20 protein-coding genes, 3 tRNA genes and 1 riboswitch are annotated in these 21,087 nt (G+C 58.4%); of the genes, 16 read left to right on the top strand and 7 right to left on the bottom strand.

What is annotated here, in order from left to right; all coding sequences use genetic code 11:
* The first annotated feature begins 39 nt into the window (after positions 1-39).
* The 10 genes from RTU96_RS13985 to RTU96_RS13940 all read left to right on the top strand — a co-directional run bounded on the left by RTU96_RS13985 (position 40) and on the right by RTU96_RS13940 (position 10,069).
* Complete coding sequence (locus tag RTU96_RS13985) at positions 40-948, top strand: sporulation protein (RefSeq protein ID WP_312637262.1); 909 nt, start codon at positions 40-42, stop codon at positions 946-948.
* Positions 949-1,123: 175 nt separating this feature from the next.
* Positions 1,124-1,354 carry a helix-turn-helix transcriptional regulator gene (locus tag RTU96_RS13980; RefSeq protein WP_312637261.1) on the top strand — a complete coding sequence of 77 codons (231 nt, stop codon included), beginning with the start codon at positions 1,124-1,126 and terminating at the stop codon, positions 1,352-1,354.
* Positions 1,351-2,049, top strand: coding sequence for a double zinc ribbon domain-containing protein (locus RTU96_RS13975; RefSeq protein WP_312637260.1), 699 nt, complete (start codon positions 1,351-1,353; stop codon positions 2,047-2,049). The genes RTU96_RS13980 and RTU96_RS13975 overlap by 4 nt, the downstream gene beginning before the upstream one ends.
* Before the next feature lie 134 nt (positions 2,050-2,183).
* Positions 2,184-3,209, top strand: coding sequence for a rod shape-determining protein (locus RTU96_RS13970; RefSeq protein ID WP_294856004.1), 1,026 nt, complete (start codon positions 2,184-2,186; stop codon positions 3,207-3,209).
* A gap of 292 nt (positions 3,210-3,501) precedes the next feature.
* Positions 3,502-4,851 (top strand): APC family permease, encoded by a 1,350-nt coding sequence (locus RTU96_RS13965; protein ID WP_312637259.1) that lies wholly within the window; start codon positions 3,502-3,504, stop codon positions 4,849-4,851.
* 141 nt (positions 4,852-4,992) lie between these two features.
* Positions 4,993-5,490, top strand: coding sequence for an 8-oxo-dGTP diphosphatase (locus RTU96_RS13960; protein ID WP_312637258.1), 498 nt, complete (start codon positions 4,993-4,995; stop codon positions 5,488-5,490).
* A gap of 52 nt (positions 5,491-5,542) precedes the next feature.
* Positions 5,543-5,935, top strand: coding sequence for a DUF3783 domain-containing protein (locus RTU96_RS13955; RefSeq protein ID WP_312637257.1), 393 nt, complete (start codon positions 5,543-5,545; stop codon positions 5,933-5,935).
* Positions 5,932-6,363 (top strand): DUF523 domain-containing protein, encoded by a 432-nt coding sequence (locus RTU96_RS13950; protein ID WP_312637256.1) that lies wholly within the window; start codon positions 5,932-5,934, stop codon positions 6,361-6,363. The genes RTU96_RS13955 and RTU96_RS13950 overlap by 4 nt, the downstream gene beginning before the upstream one ends.
* An 80-nt stretch (positions 6,364-6,443) precedes the next feature.
* Positions 6,444-6,617, top strand: a riboswitch (Lysine riboswitch).
* Between the two features lie 65 nt (positions 6,618-6,682).
* Positions 6,683-8,299: a Na+/H+ antiporter NhaC family protein gene (locus tag RTU96_RS13945; RefSeq protein WP_312637255.1), complete on the top strand. Its 1,617-nt coding sequence runs from the start codon at positions 6,683-6,685 to the stop codon at positions 8,297-8,299.
* Positions 8,300-8,683: 384 nt separating this feature from the next.
* Positions 8,684-10,069 carry a TrpB-like pyridoxal phosphate-dependent enzyme gene (locus RTU96_RS13940; RefSeq protein WP_312637254.1) on the top strand — a complete coding sequence of 462 codons (1,386 nt, stop codon included), beginning with the start codon at positions 8,684-8,686 and terminating at the stop codon, positions 10,067-10,069.
* Positions 10,070-10,254: 185 nt separating this feature from the next.
* Here RTU96_RS13940 and RTU96_RS13935 read toward each other — a convergent pair whose 3' ends face one another.
* From RTU96_RS13935 to RTU96_RS13915, 5 genes are all read right to left on the bottom strand, one after another.
* The gene (locus RTU96_RS13935) at positions 10,255-12,546 is read right to left on the bottom strand and encodes a polysaccharide pyruvyl transferase family protein (protein ID WP_312637253.1); all 2,292 of its coding nucleotides are present in this window, start codon (positions 12,544-12,546) and stop codon (positions 10,255-10,257) included.
* Positions 12,547-12,567: 21 nt separating this feature from the next.
* The gene (locus RTU96_RS13930; protein ID WP_312637251.1) at positions 12,568-13,074 is read right to left on the bottom strand and encodes a deaminase; all 507 of its coding nucleotides are present in this window, start codon (positions 13,072-13,074) and stop codon (positions 12,568-12,570) included.
* A 51-nt stretch (positions 13,075-13,125) separates the two neighbouring features.
* Positions 13,126-14,214, bottom strand: coding sequence for an XdhC/CoxI family protein (locus RTU96_RS13925; RefSeq protein WP_312637250.1), 1,089 nt, complete (start codon positions 14,212-14,214; stop codon positions 13,126-13,128).
* Between the two features lie 255 nt (positions 14,215-14,469).
* On the bottom strand, positions 14,470-15,384 hold the full coding sequence (locus RTU96_RS13920; protein ID WP_312637249.1) for an SPFH domain-containing protein: 915 nt from the start codon (positions 15,382-15,384) through the stop codon (positions 14,470-14,472).
* Entirely contained in the window at positions 15,385-15,831 is a 447-nt protein-coding gene (locus RTU96_RS13915; RefSeq protein WP_312637248.1) for an NfeD family protein, read from the bottom strand.
* Between the two features lie 305 nt (positions 15,832-16,136).
* Between RTU96_RS13915 and RTU96_RS13910 the strand changes: the two genes are divergently transcribed.
* Positions 16,137-17,246, top strand: coding sequence for a class I SAM-dependent RNA methyltransferase (locus RTU96_RS13910; protein ID WP_312637246.1), 1,110 nt, complete (start codon positions 16,137-16,139; stop codon positions 17,244-17,246).
* Between the two features lie 117 nt (positions 17,247-17,363).
* Here RTU96_RS13910 and RTU96_RS13905 read toward each other — a convergent pair whose 3' ends face one another.
* Entirely contained in the window at positions 17,364-17,798 is a 435-nt protein-coding gene (locus RTU96_RS13905; RefSeq protein ID WP_312637245.1) for a hypothetical protein, read from the bottom strand.
* A gap of 322 nt (positions 17,799-18,120) precedes the next feature.
* Between RTU96_RS13905 and groES the strand changes: the two genes are divergently transcribed.
* The 5 genes from groES to RTU96_RS13880 all read left to right on the top strand — a co-directional run bounded on the left by groES (position 18,121) and on the right by RTU96_RS13880 (position 20,565).
* The gene (gene groES, locus RTU96_RS13900) at positions 18,121-18,405 is read left to right on the top strand and encodes a co-chaperone GroES (protein ID WP_294855992.1); all 285 of its coding nucleotides are present in this window, start codon (positions 18,121-18,123) and stop codon (positions 18,403-18,405) included.
* Positions 18,406-18,448: 43 nt separating this feature from the next.
* Positions 18,449-20,074, top strand: a complete 1,626-nt coding sequence (gene groL, locus RTU96_RS13895) for a chaperonin GroEL (protein ID WP_294855991.1) — start codon at positions 18,449-18,451, stop codon at positions 20,072-20,074.
* Between the two features lie 155 nt (positions 20,075-20,229).
* Positions 20,230-20,306, top strand: a tRNA-Met gene (locus RTU96_RS13890).
* Between the two features lie 52 nt (positions 20,307-20,358).
* Positions 20,359-20,433, top strand: a tRNA-Glu gene (locus RTU96_RS13885).
* Positions 20,434-20,488: 55 nt separating this feature from the next.
* A tRNA-Val gene (locus RTU96_RS13880) sits at positions 20,489-20,565 on the top strand.
* A 264-nt stretch (positions 20,566-20,829) separates the two neighbouring features.
* Here RTU96_RS13880 and RTU96_RS13875 read toward each other — a convergent pair.
* The coding region (locus tag RTU96_RS13875) for a hypothetical protein (RefSeq protein WP_312637244.1) at positions 20,830-21,087 on the bottom strand (258 nt) is incomplete at its 5' end.

The following is a 21,087-nucleotide window of genomic DNA, read 5'->3' as shown; positions in this document are numbered from 1 at the left end:
AACTTTGTGGTGCATAGTGTGTCCCGAGGGGGCGGTGGGTTGAAAAAGAGGGCGGTATTGTGTCTCATGGCAGCGCTGGGGCTGGCGGCGCTGCTGGCGGACGCGGAGGGGGTTCGTCAAAGTGTGAGCGAGGCGCTTTCCCTGTGCGCCGGGACGGTGATTCCCTCCCAATTCCTCTTTCTCGCCGCCACCTCTTTGCTGGTGATGCTTGGGGTGGGCGAGGTGCTGGCGCCCCGGCTGGAATTTCTGATGTGGCCTTTGTTCCGGGTGGACGGGGCAGGGGCGGCCGCACTGCTGCTGGGTCTTGTGGGGGGCTATCCCATCGGGGCCAGAACCACGGCGGAGCTGTACCAGGAGGGGCTTCTGCGCACCGACGAGGCGGAGCGGCTGCTGGCCTTTTGCAACACGGCAAATCCGGCATTTCTCATCAGCGTTTTGGGCGTGGGGGTATTTGGCAGCGTCCGCACGGGGGTGTGGCTGTGGCTGATTCATATTCTCTCTGCTTTGCTGACGGGAATTTTATTTCGCCGGGGAGCCGGGCGGAGGCGTGGGTCGCGGCGGCGGATTACGGCCCGTGCCGTGCCGTTTTCTCAGGCCTTGGTGCAGTCAGTCCGCCGGGCGCTGGACTCCATTTTGGGCATCTGCGCCTTTGTCGTGGTGTTTTATGTGCTGGCCCGGCCTCTGCGGGGCCTGCCCGGTCTTGCGGGCGCGGCGGCGGTGGGCTTTGTGGAGTTGTTTTCCGTCATTCCCCGGCTCACCGCCAACCGGGCTGGGTTTGTTCTGGCGTCGCTTTTGGCGGGCTGGGGGGGCGTATCAGTGCTGTGCCAGACCTTGGCGGTGCTGGCGGACAGCGGCCTTTCCACCCGCAACTGCATTGTAGGCAAGGCCATTCAGGCGGGCATCGCCGGCGGACTGGCGCTGCTGGCGGCGGGGTATGTGATTGGGTGAGCGGTTTACTTTGTTGTAGGAGCGACGCGATTTCACGCGTCGCTCCTAGGTTGTTTTATTGGACGCAACAGCACGATGGAGAGATATTTTACTAAGCAATGCAAAAAATAGGACAAATAGTCCAAAATAGAAAAGTACCATATGTCCTAATTATAAAATCGCATTGGTGATAAAAATGAAATTAAAAATCCGGGATTTAAGAGAAGATAAGGACTTATCGCAAGGCGTTCTTGCAGAATACCTCTTATGCGATCAATCACTCTATTCCAAATATGAGCGGGGAGAGCGGGAATTGCCGCTGGGTCTGGCGGTCCGTCTGGCGGAGTATTATGCCGTCAGTCTGGACTATCTGGTGGGGCTGACGGACGAGCCCACTCCGTATCCTCGGAGACGGAGGGTAAGATGAACGTGCTGGGCGCGGTGCTGGATTTGCTGTTTCCGCCCAAATGCCCCTTCTGCCGCCGCGTTGTGAACCGCGCGGGGGTTTGCGAAGCCTGCGAAAAAGCCTTGCCATGGACGGAGGAGGGGACGGGACTGCACAAGGGCGCAGGCGGTCTTGTCTGCGCCGCGCCGCTTTTTTATGAAGGCGCGGTGAGAGAGAGCCTGTTGCGTCTGAAGTTTCACGGGGAATCACATCTGGCCGGGCCGCTGGGTACGCTGATCGCCCGCTGCGCGGCGGAGCGGTTTTCGGGGGGATTTGACATCGTGACGTGGGTTCCGGTAGGGCCGAAGCGTCTGCGGGAGCGGGGCTATGACCAGGCCCGGTTGCTGGCGGAGGCTGTCTGCCGGGTGTGGGAGATCAGCCCAGAGCGGCTTTTGGAGAAAAACGGAGACAATCCGGCCCAGTCGGGCCTGACGGATTCCGGTGCCCGGCGAGCCAATGTGTTGGGGATGTATTCCGTCCCATTTCCTGCGCGGTCGGCGGGGCGACGGATTTTGCTTGTCGACGACATCTGCACCACAGGCGCGACACTGACGGAGTGCATCCGTACGCTGAAGGACGCCGGTGCGGTGAGCGTGGTCTGCGTAACGGCGGCCCTTACCCGGCCTGAAAAAGGGTCGGTGGGAAATCAGGCGAAAAAGGGCTGGAAATTTTCATAATTTACAGAATGTACTTGCAATCTGCCATCTTCGCCGATATAATGTACCCGTATGATTGTGTGCGGCGAAAGCCGCTTCTCATAATTTTCAAAAGAATGGCAGAGAATACTGCGGAAAGTGCATGAGGTGGAGGCATGGCCATGGCAAGGGATATCGGTATCGATCTCGGTACCGCTTCGGTTTTGGTATACGTTAAGGGCAAGGGAATTGTGCTGAACGAGCCCAGCGTGGTGGCGCTGGATAAAAATACGGGGAAGCTGCTTCAGGTTGGGTCGGACGCGCAGGCCATGTTGGGCCGTACCCCCGGCAACATCATCGCCATCCGCCCTCTGCGCGAGGGAGTGATCTCCGACTATGACATGACGGAGCGGATGCTCCGCGAGTTCATTCGGAAGGTGGCGGGTTTCTCCTTTTTTAAGCCCAGAGTGATTATCTGCATTCCCTCCGGTATCACGGAGGTTGAGGAGCGCGCCGTGATCGACGCGGGCATTCAGGCGGGCGCGCGGAAGGTTTATCTCATTGAGGAGCCGGTGGCGGCCGCCATCGGCGCCGGCATCGACATTGCCAAGCCCGACGGGCATATGGTGGTGGACATCGGCGGCGGCACCGCCGACATCGCGGTAATTTCCCTCAGCGGCGTGGTGGAGTCCGCGTCCATCAAGGTGGCGGGCGACCAGCTCAACGAAGCTGTGGTGAAGTATATGCGCCGCAAGCACAACCTGCTGGTGGGCGAGCGGACCGCTGAGGACATGAAAATTAAAATCGGCTGCGTTTTCCCCAAGGACGAGGAGGAGACCCTGGACGTGAAGGGCCGGTGTCTGCTGACGGGCCTGCCTAAGGTGATCACCGTCAGCTCCACGGAGATGATGGACGCCTTTGAAGAGCCGGTGGAGCGCATTATGGAGGCCATCCACTCTGTTTTGGAGCGCACGCCCCCGGAGCTGGTGGCGGACATTTCCACCAACGGCATCGTCATGACCGGCGGCGGCAGTCTTGTTTCCGGGTTTGACAAGCTGGTGGCCGCCCGGACAGGCATCCACACCATGGTGGCGGAGGACGCCATCTCCTGTGTGGCCCTTGGCACCGGCAAAAGTCTGGAAGAGCTGAACAACATGCAGGACGGCACACAGAATCTGAGCCGCCGCCGCCAGATGAACTAAAAAGCCGGGAAGGCTTTGTTGAACAGACTTTAGACGGGAAAATTTAGCCCGTATTTTTCAAACATAGCCCGCCGCCTATGGGCGGCGCTGGGCAGGGCCCCGGGGAGTGAATTTCCCGGGGCCTTGGCTTTTGCCTTTTTCGGGGGACTATGTAAAAGAATGGCGGGGAAACGAATTTTAAAAAAAGATGGTAAATAAAAAAAGCATCTTGCGAAATATACAATAGTCTGCTATGCTAAATAAGTTAAATTGTTCAAATTCAACACTTTAAAGCGAATAGACGGAGGAAAACATGGAAAACGGATTAGAAAAAAAGTACGGCCTGCCCACGGCCATCTGCATGGTGGTGGGAATCGTCATCGGCTCCGGCGTGTTCTTTAAGGCGGAGGCGGTGCTGGTGCAGACCGGCGGCAACATGCCTTTGGGAATTCTGGCGTGGCTGATTGTGGGCGCAATTATGATTGTGTGCTCCTACGTGTTTGCAACGATGGCCACCCGGTATGAAAAGGTCAACGGTGTGGTGGACTATGCCGAGGCGACGGTGGGGAAGCGGTATGCCTATCTGATGGGCTGGTTTATGGGCACCATCTATACCCCCGCCCTCACCAGTGTGCTGGCGTGGGTTTCTGCCCGTTATTTTTCCGTGCTGGTGGGCTGGGATATCACCGGCGGGTCCTGTCTGGTGCTGGCTTGCTTCTTCCTGTGCGCGGACTATGCGCTTAACGCTCTCTCTCCCCGCATCGCGGGAAAGTTTCAGGTTTCCACCACTGTCATTAAAATGGTCCCTCTGCTGCTGATGGGCGTGGTGGGCGTCATCGTGGGTCTTGTCAACGGGCAGATGGCCCAGAACTTTGCCACCGTTTCCGCAGCCACTGTTTCCTCCGGCGAGGGATTGATGAAAGCCACCGTGGCGGTGGCGTTTGCGTATGAGGGCTGGGTGCTGGCCACCTCCATCAACGCGGAATTGAAGGATGCTAAGAGAAATCTTCCCCGGGCGCTGGTTCTGGGGTCCTTCGTGGTAGTGATTACCTATATCCTGTATTACATCGGCCTCAACGGCGCGGTGACCACGGAAGAACTGATGGCCAGCGGACAGGCTGCTGCAAAGATGGCTTATCAGCGGGTGTTTGGCGAAGCTGCGGGTACCGTGGTGTTCGTGCTGATTGTGATTTCCTGCCTTGGAACGCTGAACGGGCTGATGCTGGCCAACTGCCGCTGCTTCTACGCGCTGGCCGCCCGGGGACAGGGCCCCAAGCCCGAGATGTTCCGACAGGTGGACCCGGTGACCAACATGCCCAACAACTCCGCGATTCTCTCTCTGCTGTTCGCGGCCTTCTGGCTGCTGTATTTCTACGGGGCAAACCTGACGGCGGGCTGGTTCGGGCCGTTCTCCTTCGATTCTTCCGAGCTGCCCATTATCACGCTGTACGGCATGTATATTGCCATGTTTATCCAGTTTATGCGCAAGGAGCGGACGCTGGGCGCGTTCAAGCGCTTTGTCATGCCGGCTTTGGGGCTGGGCGGCTGCGGCTTTATGGTGTATGCCGCTTTTGCGGGCTATGGCGTTAAGGTGTTTTACTATCTGGTGGTTTACGCGGTGTTTATGCTGGTGGGCAACTTCCTTTACCGCAAAAACGCCTGAGCGCGGCACGAATTTTAAACAGGTTCCGCCGGTCCCGGTAAGAGCGCGCCGATTGGGCGCGTTTCGCCGGGACCGGCGGTTTCGTCTTGCCATTTGCAGGGAATGGGGTATAATGAAGAAAAACGACTGTGGGGGGATTTTGTGTTAAACACCACGCTATGCTATCTGGAGCGGGGGGACGAATACCTGATGCTCCACCGGGTGAAAAAGAAAAACGACCTGAACCATGACAAATGGATTGGCGTGGGCGGAAAGTTTCTGGAGGGGGAAAGCCCGGAGGAGTGCCTTTTGCGGGAGGCGAAAGAGGAGACGGGGCTGACCCTGACCCGCTGGCGCTATCGGGGCCTTGTGACCTTCCTCTCCGACGCATGGGAAGGGGAGTACATGCACCTGTTCACTGCCGACGCATGGACGGGGGAACAGACCGTGTGCGACGAAGGTGACCTGCAATGGATCGGCAAAAAGGATTTGCGCAAGCTGCCGCTGTGGAGTGGGGACAATATTTTTCTTGACCTGCTGGAGTCTGACGCGCCTTTTTTCTCTTTGAAGCTGCGCTATGAGGGGCAAACGCTGGCGGAGGCCGCGTTGGACGGCAAGCCCTTGAAGCTTTCACAGGGAAGCGGGGCTGGCACGTCTTGAAAACAATCGCCGGACGTTTCTGGCGGGATTGGAAATTGAAAGGAGCGTAGGCATGGGCACGATTTTGCTGTACGGCTTTGAGGAGCTGAACGATATTCTGGTCATTAAGGCCGCGGCGGGGCCCTTTGGGGCGGAGGTAAAGCCGGTTTTCCGGGACGGATGGCGCACCCCCGTGGGGGCGCTGGCAGGGCGGGAAACCCGGCCCGCCCGGGAGGGCGTGTTCTCCGGAAAACTGGGGGGCCGCATGATGGTCTTCTGCGACTTGGAGCAGCAGTTGGACGGGCTTTTGGTGGCCCTGCGTCAATCGGGCGTGGGGACAGGGTGCTATAAGGCGGTGCTGACCAAGTGGAATCAGGAGTGGGACGGCATCGCCCTGTTCACAGAGCTTCAGCGGGAGCGGCGGGAAATTGAGGCCCGCAGGCAGGAACAGGCGGAGAAGAAATGAAGCTGCTGGTTTCGGCGTGCCTGCTTGGTCTGCCCTGCCGGTATGACGGGGGGACCAAGCGCCTTGAGGGGGGTGGTGCGCTGTTGGCGCGACACGAGTGCGTCCCCGTCTGCCCGGAGCAGTTGGGTGGTCTGCCCACGCCCCGTCCGCCCGCCGAATGTCGGGAAGGGCGCGTTTTCACCCGGGAGGGCGCTGACGTGACGGCGGAATTTGAAAGAGGAGCACGGGCCGCGCTGGAGTTGGCGCGGCTGTTTGGCTGCGAAGCGGCGCTGTTGAAGGAGCGCAGTCCCTCCTGCGGCTGCGGCGTGATTCACGATGGAAGTTTTTCCGGCGGACTGACCGACGGAGACGGCGTGACGGCGGCGCTTTTAAGGGCGGAGGGTATTCCTGTATACGGGGAATCACGCATGGGAGCGCTGCTGGGGTAATCGGCGGAAAAATAGGGTAATTGGCGGATTTTTGTCGCAAATGGTTGACTTTTATAGAAGCTTTGCTATAATCAGACGTATTGCATGATAGAGGTGCGACAGTCAAAAGTAGCGTCTTCCAAACAGGCCGAGGGGGAGACGGGAAAGGGACTGCCGCCGAGGTTTTGCTCCCCGTGGCCTGGCGGGAGCGGAGCCGGTTCGTCGGAGAATATCCGCCGGACTGTCGCCCTGCGGGGTGGAGCGCTGTCGTGATTCGTACGGGTTTGAGGTATGGAGTCATGACGCTTGGTCATGACTTTATTTTTTTGGAGGAGCTTCCATGAAGAACAAACCCTGCCGAAAGGCGGCGCTTTTTGCCGCTGTGTTTTTGGCTCTGCTGACCGTTCCGGTTTTGGCCGCCGGGGAAGGGACCGGCGCGGCCCCCGTGTTTTACGAGACAATCTGGTCCCTGCTGCCTCCGGTAGTGGCCATTGCTCTGGCGCTTGTGACTAAGGAGGTCTATTCCTCGCTGTTTTTGGGGATTCTCACTGGCGGGCTGCTGTGGTCCGGCTTCTCTTTTGCGGGAACCGTTACCCATGTGTTTCAGGACGGAATTGTCTCTGTGCTTTCGAACGGGTATAATGTGGGAATCATTGCGTTTCTGGTGATTTTGGGCGCGATGGTGAGCTTGTTAAACCGCTCCGGCGGCTCTGCGGCCTTTGGCCGCTGGGCCCAGAAGAACATTAAAACCCGGGCGGGCGCGCAGCTTGCCACCATTGCGCTGGGTATTTTAATTTTCGTTGACGACTATTTTAATTGTCTCACCGTGGGCAGCGTGATGCTCCCCGTGACGGACAGCCATCATGTCTCCCGGGCGAAGCTGGCCTATTTGATCGATGCAACTGCGGCGCCGGTTTGCATCATCGCGCCCATCTCTTCGTGGGCCGCCGCCGTCAGCGCCTTTGTGGACGACGGGTCCGGCCTTGCGCTGTTTATCCGCGCCATTCCCTATAACTACTACGCCCTGCTGACGATCATCATGATGATCGGGCTGGTGATGATGAAAGTGGATTTCGGCCCCATGGCTGTTCACGAGGCCAATGCCGACAAGGGCGATCTATTTTCCGGAAAAAATCCCTACGCCACTGAGGACGAGAGCAGCGTATCAGACAGCGGCACGGTGGCGGACTTGGTGGCTCCCATCGTGGTGCTGGTGGTCTGCTGCGTCACGGGAATGATTTATTCCGGCGGCTTTTTCTCCGGCGCCAGCTTTGTAGACGCTTTCTCCGGGTCCGACGCGTCCGTGGGGCTGCTGCTGGGCAGCGCCTTCGGTCTGGCTTTTACGATTGGCTTTTACTTTTTGCGCCGCCGGATGAGCTTTAAGGAAATGATGGATTGCATCCCGGAGGGTTTCAAGGCCATGGTTCCGGCCATCCTGATTCTCACCTTTGCGTGGAGCCTGAAGGCCATGACCGATTCTCTGGGCGCCCGGGAGTTTGTGGCCGCCGTGGTGCAGAATTCCGCCCAGAGCTTCCAGCTTCTGCTGCCCGCCATTGTGTTTGTAATCGGCTGTCTGCTGGCCTTTGCCACGGGCACCTCATGGGGCACCTTCGGCATTCTGATTCCCATTGTGCTGAGCGTGTTTCCGCTGGAAGGCGGCAATCCCCTGAGCATCATCTGCGTCTCCGCCTGCATGGCCGGTGCTGTGTGCGGAGACCATTGCTCCCCCATTTCCGACACCACCATCATGGCTTCGGCGGGAGCCAAGTGCGACCATGTGAGCCATGTGTCTACGCAACTTCCTTACGCCGTCACTGCGGCGGCGGTGAGCTGCGTGACCTATATCGTGGCAGGCACCTTTGCAACTGCGGGAATTGCCCCGTGGCTGGCGCTGCCCGTGGGCATTGTGCTGATGCTGTTGACGCTGGCCGTGGCGGCCCGTTTTAAAAGAGCCTAAAAAAGCGGTTGACAAATGCGTTGGCCGCGCGTATACTACGTTTTAATCAAAACAAACCGAAGCGCCGGAGTGAGTACCCATATCCGAGCCTGATATAGAGAGCCGCTGACGGTGGAAATGCGGCGCGGGCAGATTTGGCGAATGGACCGGCAAGGGCGAACCGAACGGCGGAAGCTTAGTAGGGGAGACGGGGAGGGCGCCCCGTTAAAAAAGGCCGGCACATGACAGTGTGCTGAAAAGTGGGCGCGGTTACCGCGTCAAGCCGGGTGGCACCACAGGAGTGAAATCGCTCTTGTCCCTGCAAGTATTTGCAGGGACAAGGGCTTTTTTTATTTTTATTTGGCTGGTGATTCGGCCGAATGCTTCAGAAAGGAAGGGAACATTATGGAACGCAAAGTCCCGTATAAAACCTATTTGACCGAACAGGAGCTTCCCAGGCAGTGGTACAATGTGCGCGCGGACATGAAGACCGACCATCGCCCCATTCTGCACCCGGGTACGCTGAAGCCCGTGACCCCGGCGGATATGACGCCCATCTTCTGCGAGAAGCTTGTCGGGCAGGAGTTGAACTCCACCGACCGCTTCATCGATATCCCCGAGGTGGTCCGCGATTTTTACAAGATGTACCGCCCCTCTCCGCTGGTGCGGGCCTACTGTTTAGAGAAAGCGTTGGACACTCCGGCGAAGATTTACTACAAATACGAAGGCGGCAACACCAGCGGCAGCCACAAGCTGAACTCCGCCATCGCACAGGCGTATTACGCCAAGGAGCAGGGCCTCAGGGGCGTGACCACCGAGACGGGGGCGGGACAGTGGGGCACCGCTCTGTCCATGGCCTGCGGCTATTTTGGGCTAGACCTGAAGGTCTTCATGGTCAAGGGCTCCGCCGAGCAGAAGCCCTATCGCAAGGCTGTGATGGAAACCTATGACGCGTCGGTCATTTCCTCTCCTTCGGACACCACAGAGGTGGGCCGCCGGATGCTGGCGGAATTTCCCGGAACCTCCGGAAGTCTTGGCACCGCGATTTCTGAGGCGGTGGAGAAGGCCACTACCACAGAGGGTTACCGCTACGTGCTGGGCAGCGTTTTAAATCAGGTACTGCTGCACCAGTCCATTATCGGGCTGGAGACAAGGGCGGCTCTTGAGAAGCTGGACGAATACCCCGATATTCTCATCGGCTGCGCGGGCGGCGGCTCCAATCTTGGCGGACTGATGGCGCCCTTTATGGCTGATAAGCTGACAGGGAAGCGGGCCCCGCATTTTATCGCGGTGGAGCCTGCGTCCTGCCCCTCCCTGACCCGGGGACGGTTTGCCTACGATTTCTGCGACACGGGAAAGGTCACGCCGCTGGCCAAGATGTATACGTTGGGCTGCGGTTTTATCCCAGCGCCCAACCACGCGGGCGGGCTGCGTTACCACGGCATGAGTCCCATCCTCTCCCAGCTCTATCACGACGGATTTTTGGATGAAGCCCGCTCCGTCACGCAGACCAAGGTCTTTGAAGCGGCAAAGCTCTTTGCGAAGGTGGAAGGTACGCTGCCCGCGCCGGAGTCGGCCCACGCCATCCGGGTCGCCATTGACGAGGCGATACGGTGCAAAGAAGCGGGGGAGGCTAAGACCATCGTCTTCGGGCTTACCGGCACGGGGTACTTTGACATGGCGGCATATATGTCCTATCACGACGGCAGTATGACCGATTATATCCCTACCGATGAGGATTTGGCCCGCGGCTTTTCCTACATTCCCAAGCTGCCGGGGATTCAGGAGTAACGTACGCTGCTTTGCGCTGGAGAGCGGCTTCCGGCGTAAGGGACGCACTTCGGTCCCCAACTGTTTATAAAAGGCTTGGGGCACGGATTCCTCCGTGGACGGATCACAAAAAGCAGACCCTTTGCGCGGCCTTGGCCGCGCAAAGGGTCTGTGCTGTTTAGGGGTAGCCCGAAAAACGCCAGAGGCTATTTCAGCTTGGCTTTGATCTTCGCCTTTGCCTCCGGGCTGAGGGCTCTGGCGGCAATCCGCACGGGCAGGGAGGGCAGGCGAAGAAATTTTTGCCGCACCTGATCGAAGGGCTGCAAGGCATAGGCCGCGAAAAACGCCGCCCGATCCCCCGGCTGGGCGATGGGAGAGGCCAGCCGGGGATTTCCCGCCACGGCCCGCTCCGGCGAGAAGGGCTGCCGCCCAAGGGGGAGACGGTCAAAAATATGACTGGCGTGGGCCGTATTCACAATTAGAAGGGACACGCCCTTTTCCTGCTGGTCGGAAAGCTCGTCGGGCCGCAGGCCCCAGAAATCCCCAAGGGTAAAGTCTCCCGTCCGGGACAAAGAGGTATAGGCACACCGGTGGCAGCAAGGCCGCAGGAACAGCGCCCTGCCGAATGCCCGGCCCCACTCCGTCTGAAACAAAGGGGCGGAATCCGCCGACCCATCCTTATAAAGCAGGGTAAAGTGGCTGTTTTTCCAGCCTGCCACTTTGTTGCGAAAGCGCACGGTTTGCAGGGAGCGCCGCCGATGGCTTTCAATGGAGCGAACCATGTCAGCCCACACGCCGGGGGAGGGAACGCCCTGACACACCACGTCGCAGGTGGTGAGATTTTCCGGACGGTGGCCCAAAAAGTGATATAGACCATCCACCTGACAGGGGGTGCCGGAGAAAAGCACGGGGCGGGACTTTAAAAGCTCCCGAATCTCCCGGTACACGCCGCGCAAATCGCTTTGCACGTATTTTGCCCCCCGGAGATAGCGTAAATCCTCCGGTGAGAAGCAGGCGATGTGCCGCAGGCGCTGCCTGTCGTCCAGCGCCGCGCCGAACACCACGCCGCCGCTTTCCAGCGCGTCCGCCGCGATGAGGGAGAACACTCCCCCGGAGGTGGAGTCCTTGCGGATTACGTCGTCCCGGTTCCATGCGGCAAACACTGCCGGGAGGGGGCAGCTTTTGGGCGGGTGAAGCGGCGGGCAGACCGCCGTGCACCGTCCGCAGTGAATGCATTTTTCAAGGTCTACCAAGGGGTAGGCAAAGCCCTCCCGGTCCGGCTCCATGGAAATGGCGTCCTTTGGGCAGACGGAGGCGCAGGCGGTGCAGCCCGTGCAGTCCGCCCGGCCGACAAGCTCCGGTAAATCCGAACCGCTTTCGGCCTTTTCTGGGGTGGGAATCGGCTCATTCATCAGCGCGGCGCGGAGATACGCCAAAGAATTTCGACGCTCCGCCTCCAGCCGCCCGGTGGCGGCGGACCAGTCCACAGGGTCCGACAGGCCGGCGGAGTCGCCCTTTCCGATAATGCGGTCTGCAAGGCCCAGCCGATCCAGAAGACTGAAAATCCGGGACTGCTCCGGTGCGGCCAGTTCCGCCGGGGAAACGGCGGTGAAAAACGGCTTCTGGAATTGCACGGAGAACACGGTCCCGTGGAAGGAGTTGGTGCACACGTAGGCGGCGTGGCGGAACAGCCCCAAAAATTCCGCGGGACCTGCGGAGAAAACGCACACCGCTTTGGGGTGAACCTTTTGCCGCAGACCGCAAAGCTGGACCACGGGCAACCCCGTTTCCTCCTGCAAGCGGCGGATGTAGGGCTCCAGCGGGCCGGGGGCGCTGATGCAGTAGCACAGGATGTAGCCGGACGGCTGCTTCGGCTCTGCCGAAAGGGCGGCCCAGTCCTCCTGCCGCAAAAGCAGCGTGGGGTCCAGCACCACAGGGGCCTCCCGCCCACCAACCTCACGGAGAATGGCCTGCCCCCGTGCCTCCCGTGCGGAGAGATGGGAAAAGTCGTCAAGATATCGGTGCAGTTCTTCCTCCATCCCGTCGGGAATCCGGGGAATGCCGAAGGAGGGGGCGTAGGCAATTTTCCGTCCCGCCGTAAACCGGCTGAAAAACACCGGGTCAAACCGCCCGTCGGGAAAAATCTTGGGGTTCCAGATCTGGTCGCTGCCGGAGAGATACACGTCGCAATCAGGCGCGCTCTCCAGTTCCCGCAGGCTTTCGTACCGCCGCTCCGTAATCATCAGATTGCGGGAGGCAAAATCCTCAAACCGCTGATACCGCTCGCGCATGGCGGAGTAGTGGAGGGCGGTGTGGGCGTTTGCAGCCGCGGAGGAAAGCCCCCCTGCGGGGCGGAATAGGTCATTATTCTGATTGACGTAATAGTTAAAAATTTCGCAGGAGCTTCCAAGCTGTTCCACGGCCCGCTGCGTGGCGCAGGCCTGCAAAACCGCGCCATAGTGGTGGATATGAAAAAAGGTGACAAGGCCCGTTTTCAAGTGACGGCCTCCTTCCTGAAATTACTGCTGAGAGGACGGCTCCTCCATAGGTCCGAAGTCGGGAAAGTCATCCTCGGCAACCCAATCCTCCACAGAGACCACATCGAACTCCGTTTTTGTTCGCCGGATGACCACGCGTTCAAGACCGGAGTTAATCACCTGCCTGCGGCACATGGAGCAGGAGGTGGCGTCGCCCAAAAGCTCGCCGGTTCGGGCGTCCCGGCCCACAAGGTACAGTGTTCCGCTTACCATGTCCCGCCGGGAGGCGGAAATGATGGCGTTGGCCTCGGCGTGGACACTGCGGCACAGCTCGTATCGCTCCCCCCGGGGGACCTTTGCCGCCTCGCGGGTGCAATAGCCCATGTCCACGCAGTTTTTCCTGCCCCGGGGTGCGCCGTTATAGCCGGTGGAGATAATCTCGTCGTTTTTCACGATGATGGCTCCGTACACCCGGCGCAGGCAGGTGGCCCGTTCCAAAACAGTCTCTGCGATGTCCAGATAGTAATTTTCCTTGCTGATACGATTCATAGATGTCCTCCGTGAAGTCCGGCGCTTTCGCCGGAGATTGAAAAAGCCTGCTTAAATGGCGAATTCCGCCTGCCGCCGGAGGTCCAATCCTGCCCGGACGGCGATCAGCTCCGCCGCCACGGAAACGGCAATTTCCTCCGGCGTTTGTGCGCCGATGGAAAGGCCAATGGGCGCGTGAAGCACGGCGTATTCCTCCGCCGTGAAGCCAGCGTCCAACAGGCGCTTACGACACAGGGCCAGCTTTTGCTTGCTTCCGATGCAGCCGATATACCGCGCGCCGGAGCGCAAAATTTGAGAAAGCACCTCGTAGTCCGCGTTGTGGCCCCGGGTCATCACAACCACATAATCCCGAGGAGTAACGGAGATGTCCAGCCGGTCAAAGTCACACACCTGGACTTGCTGGGCCGTGGGGAGAAATGCCGGGTCGGCAAATTCGGCCCGATCATCGTACACCGCGCAGCGAAAGCCAAGTGGATACAGGGCGGACACCAGCGCCCGGGACACATGCCCCGCGCCGAAGATGTGAACCCACCCGGATTGGGACACGGGGACAGAGAACCAGCCGCCGTCCGTCAGCATAGGCCCGTCCCCCAGCAGGGGGGCAAGCAATGGGTCAGCTTCGTCCGTCCCAGAGAGGGCGAGAACCTCGGCCACGCGGCTGCCGTCCAGCCGCAGGGCCAGCCATGCGTCCTGTCCTCGGGCGTGAGCTCCCTTGAGCGTGCGGAATGCGGCCAGCGCCGCTTCGTCATGGGGAGAGATATAATGAAGCTGCACCGTCACGTCGCCGCCGCAGATCATCCCAAGGCTGTGGTCGCTGCCCTGAATGAAGCGGTAGTCCTGCCGCTGGTCCTCACCGGATTTCAAAATTTCGGATGCCAGCTTCTGGGCCTCGTATTCCACGTTGCCGCCGCCGATGGTCCCGGCGGAGCTTCCGTCCGGCAGCACCGCCATCATGGCCCCGGCTCCCCGGGGTGTGGACCCGGCGGAGGATAAAAGGCTTATAAGGCAAACGGGCTGCCCGCTCTCCAGCCCGTGGATCAGCGCGTTCCAAAATTCCCGCATAAGGCTCCTCCGTTTCGTCTCTATGTATTCCGGCTGGGTGTACCGAAGGGTACGCTGCCGCCGTACAGTCAGTTTCATCGTATGGGCCCGCCGTCCCGCGACAGGTGGAAAGCGCGGTGGAGGCAAGTACGTTCAAGCATATTTAACATATGTAACAGTTGTCCTTGGCTATTATATCAGCTTTTTTCCGGTTTGAATATGAAAAAACGGAAAATAATCCGCTTTCAATCAAAACTGACCTGAGGGGGTGCGATAAACCGAGGGGCCTGCGTTTTCGCAGGCCCCTCGGTCGAGGTTATGGAATAGACGGGGTAATCCCCGCTCCGTGGATAATTATTTCGCGGGCGCGTCGCTCTCCAGCAGGGCTTTTGCGCTGGCGGCAAGCCCCGCCAGCCCCTGAAGTTCGGAGGGAATAATAATTTTTGTGGCCTTTCCGTCGGCTACCTTCACCATCGTCTCCAGTGCCCGGAGCTTGATGACCTGATCGTTGGGACTGGATTCGTTCAGCAGGCGCAGCGCGTCGGCCGTGGCCTGCTGGACCTTCATAATGGCCTCGGCCTCGCCTTCGGCGTGGAGAATGGCGGCCTGCTTTGCCGCGTCGGCCCGCAGAATGGCAGACTGCTTTTCGCCCTCTGCCACCAGAATCTGACTCTGCTTCTGGCCCTCAGCCTGAAGGATGGCCTCGCGGCGTTCCCGCTCCGCCTTCATCTGCTTTTCCATGGCGTTCTGAATTTCCTTGGGGGGAAGAATGTTCTTCAGCTCCACTCGATTTACCTTAATGCCCCAAGGGTCCGTGGCTTCGTCCAAAATGGCGCGCATCCGGGTGTTGATGATGTCGCGGGAGGTGAGAGACTGGTCCAGCTCCATGTCGCCGATGATGTTTCGCAGAGTGGTGGCGGTGAGGTTTTCAATGGCGTTCATGGGGCGCTCCACACCATACGTATACAGCTTGGAATCGGTGATCTGGAAGTAAATAACGGTGTCGATCTGCATGGTGACATTGTCCTTGGTAATAACAGGCTGGGGCGCGAAATCCGCCACCTGCTCCTTCAGGGACACTCGCTTTGCAATCCGCTCGACAAAGGGAAGCTTGAAATGCAAACCCACGCCCCACACGGCGCGGAACGCGCCCAGACGCTCCACCACATAGGCTTTGGACTGCTGAACGATGACGATGTTGCTGACGATCAGCAGTAAAACGAGAATCACCAGAACAATCAGGGCAATGCTTTGAATCGGAATAGGCATTTATTTGACTCCTTCCAAAATTATATTTTTTTCCACAAAGAGTTTTACACCCTCCATTTTGGACACGGAAACAAGGCTACCCACGGGGAAAACCGCTCCGTCGGTGCTGCGGGCAGTCCAGGTCTTGCCGTCTACATAGACAGCGCCGGTGGCATTTTCGTTATCTACGATTTCGGTTACCTTGCCCGTCTGGCCGATCACCCGGTCCAGATTGGTGGGAATGGCCTTGCCTGCCCTCATTTTCCGCACCAGAGGGCGGGTGGCCGCCAGCGCGGCGGCGGATACCGCAAGAAAAAGCGCAAACTGCATGGGTACGGACGCGCTCAGCATCGCCGCAATCAGCGCGGCCAGCGCGCCTGCCACGAACCAGATGGACACAAGCCCCGCGGTGGCGGCTTCCGCCACGCCAAAGAGCACGATGGCGCCCAGCCAAATCCAAATCATCATTGTAAAAAACCTCCTTTGGAAAGCATTCGATGGGGGTAGAATCAATAAAAAAGAAATGCTTTATAGTTCATACACTCATTGTATCACATCTTTGAGAAAAATACCAGCCCCGCAAGGCGGTTGATTCTGGTATGCACCCGGAAAAAATTGTTTTTACATATTAGACGGATAAAGAGGCTGAAAGGTTTCAAGATAAAAGCGCATTTTTGGGGCGACCCAGAATTTTAAGTTTGCCGCGTTGCACATTTTTTGAATATCTGGTATAGTGATGCAGACATTTTAAACACTTAAAGGAGGCACGGCCCATGACGCTGACGGTACCCTGTCTGTTCGGACTGGAAAGTCTGGTGGCGGACGAAATGAAACGGTTGAATTTGCAAGAGGTCCGGGCAGAGAATGGCCGGGTCCACTGTCTGGGAACTCAGGCGGACATTGCCCGGCTGAATATGAACCTGCGCTGCGGGGCGCGGGTTTTGATGGAGCTGGGCAGCTTTCCCGCCAAGGACTTTGAGGCCCTGTTTCAGGGCGTTTACGCTCTCCCGTGGGAGGACTATATCCCCAAGGACGGTGAATTTCCTGTAAAGGGCTATTCCTTGAATTCCCAGCTGCACTCTGTCCCCGCGTGTCAGGCGATTGTGAAAAAGGCATCCGCCAAGCGGTTAGGGGAGAAATACGGCATGGAGATGCTGCCGGAGACGGGGAGCCGCTATCAGCTTCAGTTCGCCATCGTGCGGGACGTGGCTACGGTGTATCTGGATACCTCCGGCGAGGGGCTTTACAAGCGTGGCTATCGGGCGCAGGGCGTGGTTGCGCCGCTGCGGGAAACGCTGGCGGCTGCACTGGTGACGCTGTCCCGTTACCGGGGCCGGGATCCCTTCTGCGACCCCTTCTGCGGCTCCGGCACGATTGCCATCGAGGCGGCGCTCATCGCTAAAAACCGTGCTCCGGGCCTGAATCGCAGCTTTTCCGCCCAGAGGTGGAAAAACATGGACGCGAAGCTTTGGCAGGACGCGGCGCAGGAGGCGCGGGACCGCGAGTTCCACGGAACCTACGATATCTGGGGCGGCGACATTGACCCGGCGGCGGTGGAGCTGGCGCGGCATAATGCGGAGCTTGCCGGTGTGGGGGACTGCGTCCGTTTTGAAGTGACCGACGCGGCAAAATTTCACCGGGACAGCGAATACGGTCAACTGGTCACGAACCCGCCCTACGGCGAGCGGCTGATGGAGCGAAGCGAGGCCGAGGCGCTGTACCGCGTCTTCGGCGCGGCCTGCCGGGACTTGCCGTCCAAGTGGCGGGTGCTGGTGCTTTCGTCCCATACGGAGTTTGAGCGGTCGTTTGGCAAGCAGGCCGACAAAAAGCGCAAGCTCTACAACGGAATGCTGAAATGCGATTTGTTTATGTACGGAAAGTGATTTTTCGTCAGAAAAATACAAAATGTATTAAAGTCTCCGGCGTTTTTAACGCCGGAGACTGTTTGCATCTATGATGTGATGGACAAAAGTTCTTTTCCGCAGGAATGCCCGGCGCGATTACTCCGCGCCCGCTTCGCGGTTTTCGGGGACGCGAAGCATCGGCCATACCCGCCGCATCAGGAGAATTTTCAAACCCAGCAGCGCCGCCGCCACGGTGCTGCGGAAAAAACCACCCAACAAAAAGACCACGAAGGGCATGGCGGCGCTGAATAGAACCTGCGGAAGGAACAGCGCCAAAAACCAGCCCCCGGCCTTTGGCTTTAAGGCCGGGTTTTTCCCACGGGCCCAGGTCCCGTCCCGAAACATCATCGCATAGCTAAGGCTCCTGCTCAGCAGCAGGTAGCACATCCATACCTGATACATGATGAAAGGAACAGCGACGCGACCACCTGCCATCGAAAATGAGACCAGCAGGGCCAATTCCCCCACGCCGATCAGATAGATCAGCGTCAAAAGCGGGTTCGTTCCATTCAACAGCTGTTTTAGTTTCATAAAGTCCCTCCTCCGAAAAAACGCCCGCGTTTAAATCAGGGCATCCGGCGGGCGCGTCGGCACGTTGGTCGGCCTTTTTATTTAAAGTATACTGCGCAAACGCTTTCATGGCAAGCCGTGTTGCAAACTCCTGCCGATTTTGCTTGCCGGGGCATTTTCCGCCGCCCTGCGTGGAAGTTCACAAAATTTTCACAGATTTTCCCTCCATACCCCCTTTACAAACGGACGGGGATGTACTATGATAGCACCGTTAGCACTCGGATGGATTGAGTGCTAACGCTGATTTTATAAATTTTTTAATATATTGAAGGAGGCAGTTTTTATGAAACTCACACCGCTTGCAGACCGTGTCATCCTGAAAATGGTGGAAGCCGAGGAGACGACCAAGGGCGGCATCATTCTCACCGGCTCCGCCAAGGAGAAGCCCTCCGTGGCTGAAGTGATTTCCGTGGGCCCCGGCGGCAACGTGGACGGCAAGGACGTGGTCATGACCGTGAAGGTCGGCGACAAGGTAATCACCAGCCAGTATGCCGGAAGCAAGGTTACGCTGGAAGACGAGGAGTATACCGTGGTGCGCCAGAGCGAGATTCTGGCCATCGTGGACTAAAGCAGTCTCAAAAACAACTTCTTAAATTTGGAGGTAATGCAATATGTCTAAACTGATTAAGCGCGGCGAAGACGCCCGCAAGGCGCTGCAGGCCGGTGTGGACACTCTGGCCGATACCGTCAAGGTTACTCTGGGTCCCAAGGGCCGCAATGTGGTGCTGGACAAGAAGTACGGCGCACCCCTGATTACCAACGACGGCGTGACCATCGCCAAGGAAATCGAGCTGCCCGATCCCTTTGAGAACATGGGCGCGCAGCTCGTGAAGGAAGTTTCCACCAAGACCAACGATGTGGCTGGAGACGGCACCACCACCGCAACTCTTCTGGCGCAGGCAATGATTTCCGAGGGCCTGAAGAATCTTGCTGCCGGAGCGAACCCCATCGTGGTGCGCAAGGGCATGGCAAAGGCCGTGGAAGTTGCCGTTGCCGAGATCAAGAAGCAGTCCAAGAAGGTAGACGGCACCAAGGATATTGCCCGCGTGGGCGCCGTCTCCTCCGGCGACGAGGAAATCGGCAAGCTGATTGCCGACGCCATGGACAAGGTTTCCGCCGACGGCGTGATTACCATTGAGGAGTCCAAGACCGCCGAGACTTACAGCGAAGTCGTGGAAGGCATGCAGTTTGACCGGGGCTACATCACCCCCTATATGTGCACCGACACTGAGAAGATGGAGGCCAACATCGACGACGCCTACATCCTCATCACTGACAAGAAGATCTCTGTCATCACCGATATTCTGCCCCTGCTGGAGCAGCTTGTGCAGTCCGGCAAGAAGCTGCTGATCGTGGCTGAGGACGTGGAGGGCGAGGCCCTGAGCACCCTGATCGTGAACCGTCTACGGGGCACGCTGAATGTGGTGTGCGTCAAGGCCCCCGGCTTTGGCGACCGCCGCAAGGAGATGCTGCAGGACATCGCCGTCCTCACCGGCGGCACCGTGGTGTCCGAGGAAGTGGGTCTGGAGCTGAAGACCGCCACGCTGGATATGCTGGGCCGCGCCCGTCAGGTGAAGGTCACCAAGGAGAACACCACCATCGTGGACGGCGCGGGCGACAGCCAGGCCATCAAGGATCGTGTGGGCCAGATTCGCGCTCAGATTGGCAACACCACCTCTGAGTATGACAAGGAGAAGCTTCAGGAGCGTCTGGCGAAGCTGGCTGGCGGCGTTGCCGTCGTGAAGGTCGGCGCAGCCACCGAGACGGAGATGAAGGAAAAGAAGCTCCGCATGGAGGACGCGCTGAACGCCACCCGCGCGGCTGTTGAAGAGGGCGTTGTCGCCGGCGGCGGCACCATCTTCATCAACGTTATTTCCGCCGTGGAGGCTCTGATTCCCTCCATGGAAGGCGACGAGAAGACTGGTGCGCGTCTGATTGCCAAGGCACTGGAAGCCCCCATCCGCCAGATCGCGGCCAACGCCGGGCTGGACGGCTCCGTGATTCTGGAGAAGGTCCGCGATTCCGGTAAGGCGGGCTATGGCTTCGACGCCTATAAGGAAGAGTACTGCGACATGGTCACAGCCGGTATCATTGACCCCGCCAAAGTGACTCGTTCCGCTTTGGAGAATGCCGCCAGCGTGGCTTCCATGGTGCTGACCACCGAGTCTCTGGTGACTGACAAGCCCGAGCCTCCTGCGCCCGCGCCCGCCGCACCCGACATGGGCGGCATGTACTAAGAGAAAGTCTTGCGCCGGGGGCGTGAAAACGCCCCCGGCGAATCCCTCTTTTGCAAAAACAGATATTTTATGAGAGATTTTCCCGAAAACCTCTTGACAAAAATAGGCGTTATCTGGTATAGTAATCCTCGCCCGCCACACCGGCGTGCAAATTTGGCGGCATAGCTCAGTTGGCTAGAGCATGCGGTTCATACCCGCAGTGTCCCCGGTTCGAATCCAGGTGCCGCTACCAGAATTCCCACGGGACACGGCGTGTCCCGTGGGGGTTCCCGAAAAGTTGATATGGCCCGTTGGTCAAGTGGTTAAGACACGGCCCTTTCACGGCTGTAACATGGGTTCGAATCCCGTACGGGTCACCAAACCTATCTGGCTGGAATGTCCGGTCGGTGGGTGTCAAAAGTGAATATTTGATGTGGAGGCTTAGCTCAGCTGGTTAGAGCGCCTGCTTCACACGCAGGAGGTCGAGAGTTCGAGTCTCCCAGTCTCCACCAAGGAAGTTCTAGAGCCGTAGCGGTTCTAGAACTTTTCTTTTGCTTAATTCTTTAGCATGGTCGCAATGTGGTCGCAACCGTTATTTTCGGTATTCTCAATCTTCGTGGGAGTACAGTTTCAACATCCCCTGATGTAGCTTGTTGATATCAGCCTGAATATAGATGTCACTAGTCATATCAAAGTCCGCGTGGCCTAAAATTTTAGACAATGTATCATCATCAATCCTCAGGCTATGCCCCCGTGTGGCCAGCGTATAGCGGCAGTTATGTGGATTCATCCGGTGGTGCGGCTATTATCGAATAAAGCGCTTTGGAATTTTTCAAGGTACAGCATGGTTTGAGGTAAGGGGTTCTCTCCGAAAGGGGAGGGCCTTTTGCTTTACCCTTAACGTATGTTAGAATGCCGGCGCGGCCTCTCGGCCAGTGCGCGAGATAAGGTACAATAAATTGCGCAAATTGAAAAAGAAATAAAAAGAGACATGGTTTGCAGTCTTTGATAGAATGAAGTTGCGACACACCATT

It is taken from the genome of Oscillibacter sp. (assembly GCF_032018205.1).
GTDB lineage: Bacteria > Bacillota > Clostridia > Oscillospirales > Oscillospiraceae > Oscillibacter.
This window is presented reverse-complemented; position numbering and strand designations above follow the sequence as displayed.

Excerpts from the sequence above, each read along its gene's own strand:
- RTU96_RS13915 (WP_312637248.1), bottom strand. The coding sequence starts at position 15,831 with ATGATGATTTGGATTTGGCTGGGCGCCATCGTGCTCTTTGGCGTGGCG.
- RTU96_RS13955 (WP_312637257.1), top strand. The coding sequence starts at position 5,543 with ATGGGCACGATTTTGCTGTACGGCTTTGAGGAGCTGAACGATATTCTG.
- groES (WP_294855992.1), top strand. The coding sequence starts at position 18,121 with ATGAAACTCACACCGCTTGCAGACCGTGTCATCCTGAAAATGGTGGAA.
- RTU96_RS13970 (WP_294856004.1), top strand. The coding sequence starts at position 2,184 with ATGGCCATGGCAAGGGATATCGGTATCGATCTCGGTACCGCTTCGGTT.
- groL (WP_294855991.1), top strand. The coding sequence starts at position 18,449 with ATGTCTAAACTGATTAAGCGCGGCGAAGACGCCCGCAAGGCGCTGCAG.
- RTU96_RS13925 (WP_312637250.1), bottom strand. The coding sequence starts at position 14,214 with ATGAAACTGACTGTACGGCGGCAGCGTACCCTTCGGTACACCCAGCCG.
- RTU96_RS13965 (WP_312637259.1), top strand. The coding sequence starts at position 3,502 with ATGGAAAACGGATTAGAAAAAAAGTACGGCCTGCCCACGGCCATCTGC.
- RTU96_RS13945 (WP_312637255.1), top strand. The coding sequence starts at position 6,683 with ATGAAGAACAAACCCTGCCGAAAGGCGGCGCTTTTTGCCGCTGTGTTT.
- RTU96_RS13940 (WP_312637254.1), top strand. The coding sequence starts at position 8,684 with ATGGAACGCAAAGTCCCGTATAAAACCTATTTGACCGAACAGGAGCTT.
- RTU96_RS13975 (WP_312637260.1), top strand. The coding sequence starts at position 1,351 with ATGAACGTGCTGGGCGCGGTGCTGGATTTGCTGTTTCCGCCCAAATGC.
- RTU96_RS13980 (WP_312637261.1), top strand. The coding sequence starts at position 1,124 with ATGAAATTAAAAATCCGGGATTTAAGAGAAGATAAGGACTTATCGCAA.
- RTU96_RS13905 (WP_312637245.1), bottom strand. The coding sequence starts at position 17,798 with ATGAAACTAAAACAGCTGTTGAATGGAACGAACCCGCTTTTGACGCTG.
- RTU96_RS13930 (WP_312637251.1), bottom strand. The coding sequence starts at position 13,074 with ATGAATCGTATCAGCAAGGAAAATTACTATCTGGACATCGCAGAGACT.
- RTU96_RS13920 (WP_312637249.1), bottom strand. The coding sequence starts at position 15,384 with ATGCCTATTCCGATTCAAAGCATTGCCCTGATTGTTCTGGTGATTCTC.
- RTU96_RS13910 (WP_312637246.1), top strand. The coding sequence starts at position 16,137 with ATGACGCTGACGGTACCCTGTCTGTTCGGACTGGAAAGTCTGGTGGCG.
- RTU96_RS13950 (WP_312637256.1), top strand. The coding sequence starts at position 5,932 with ATGAAGCTGCTGGTTTCGGCGTGCCTGCTTGGTCTGCCCTGCCGGTAT.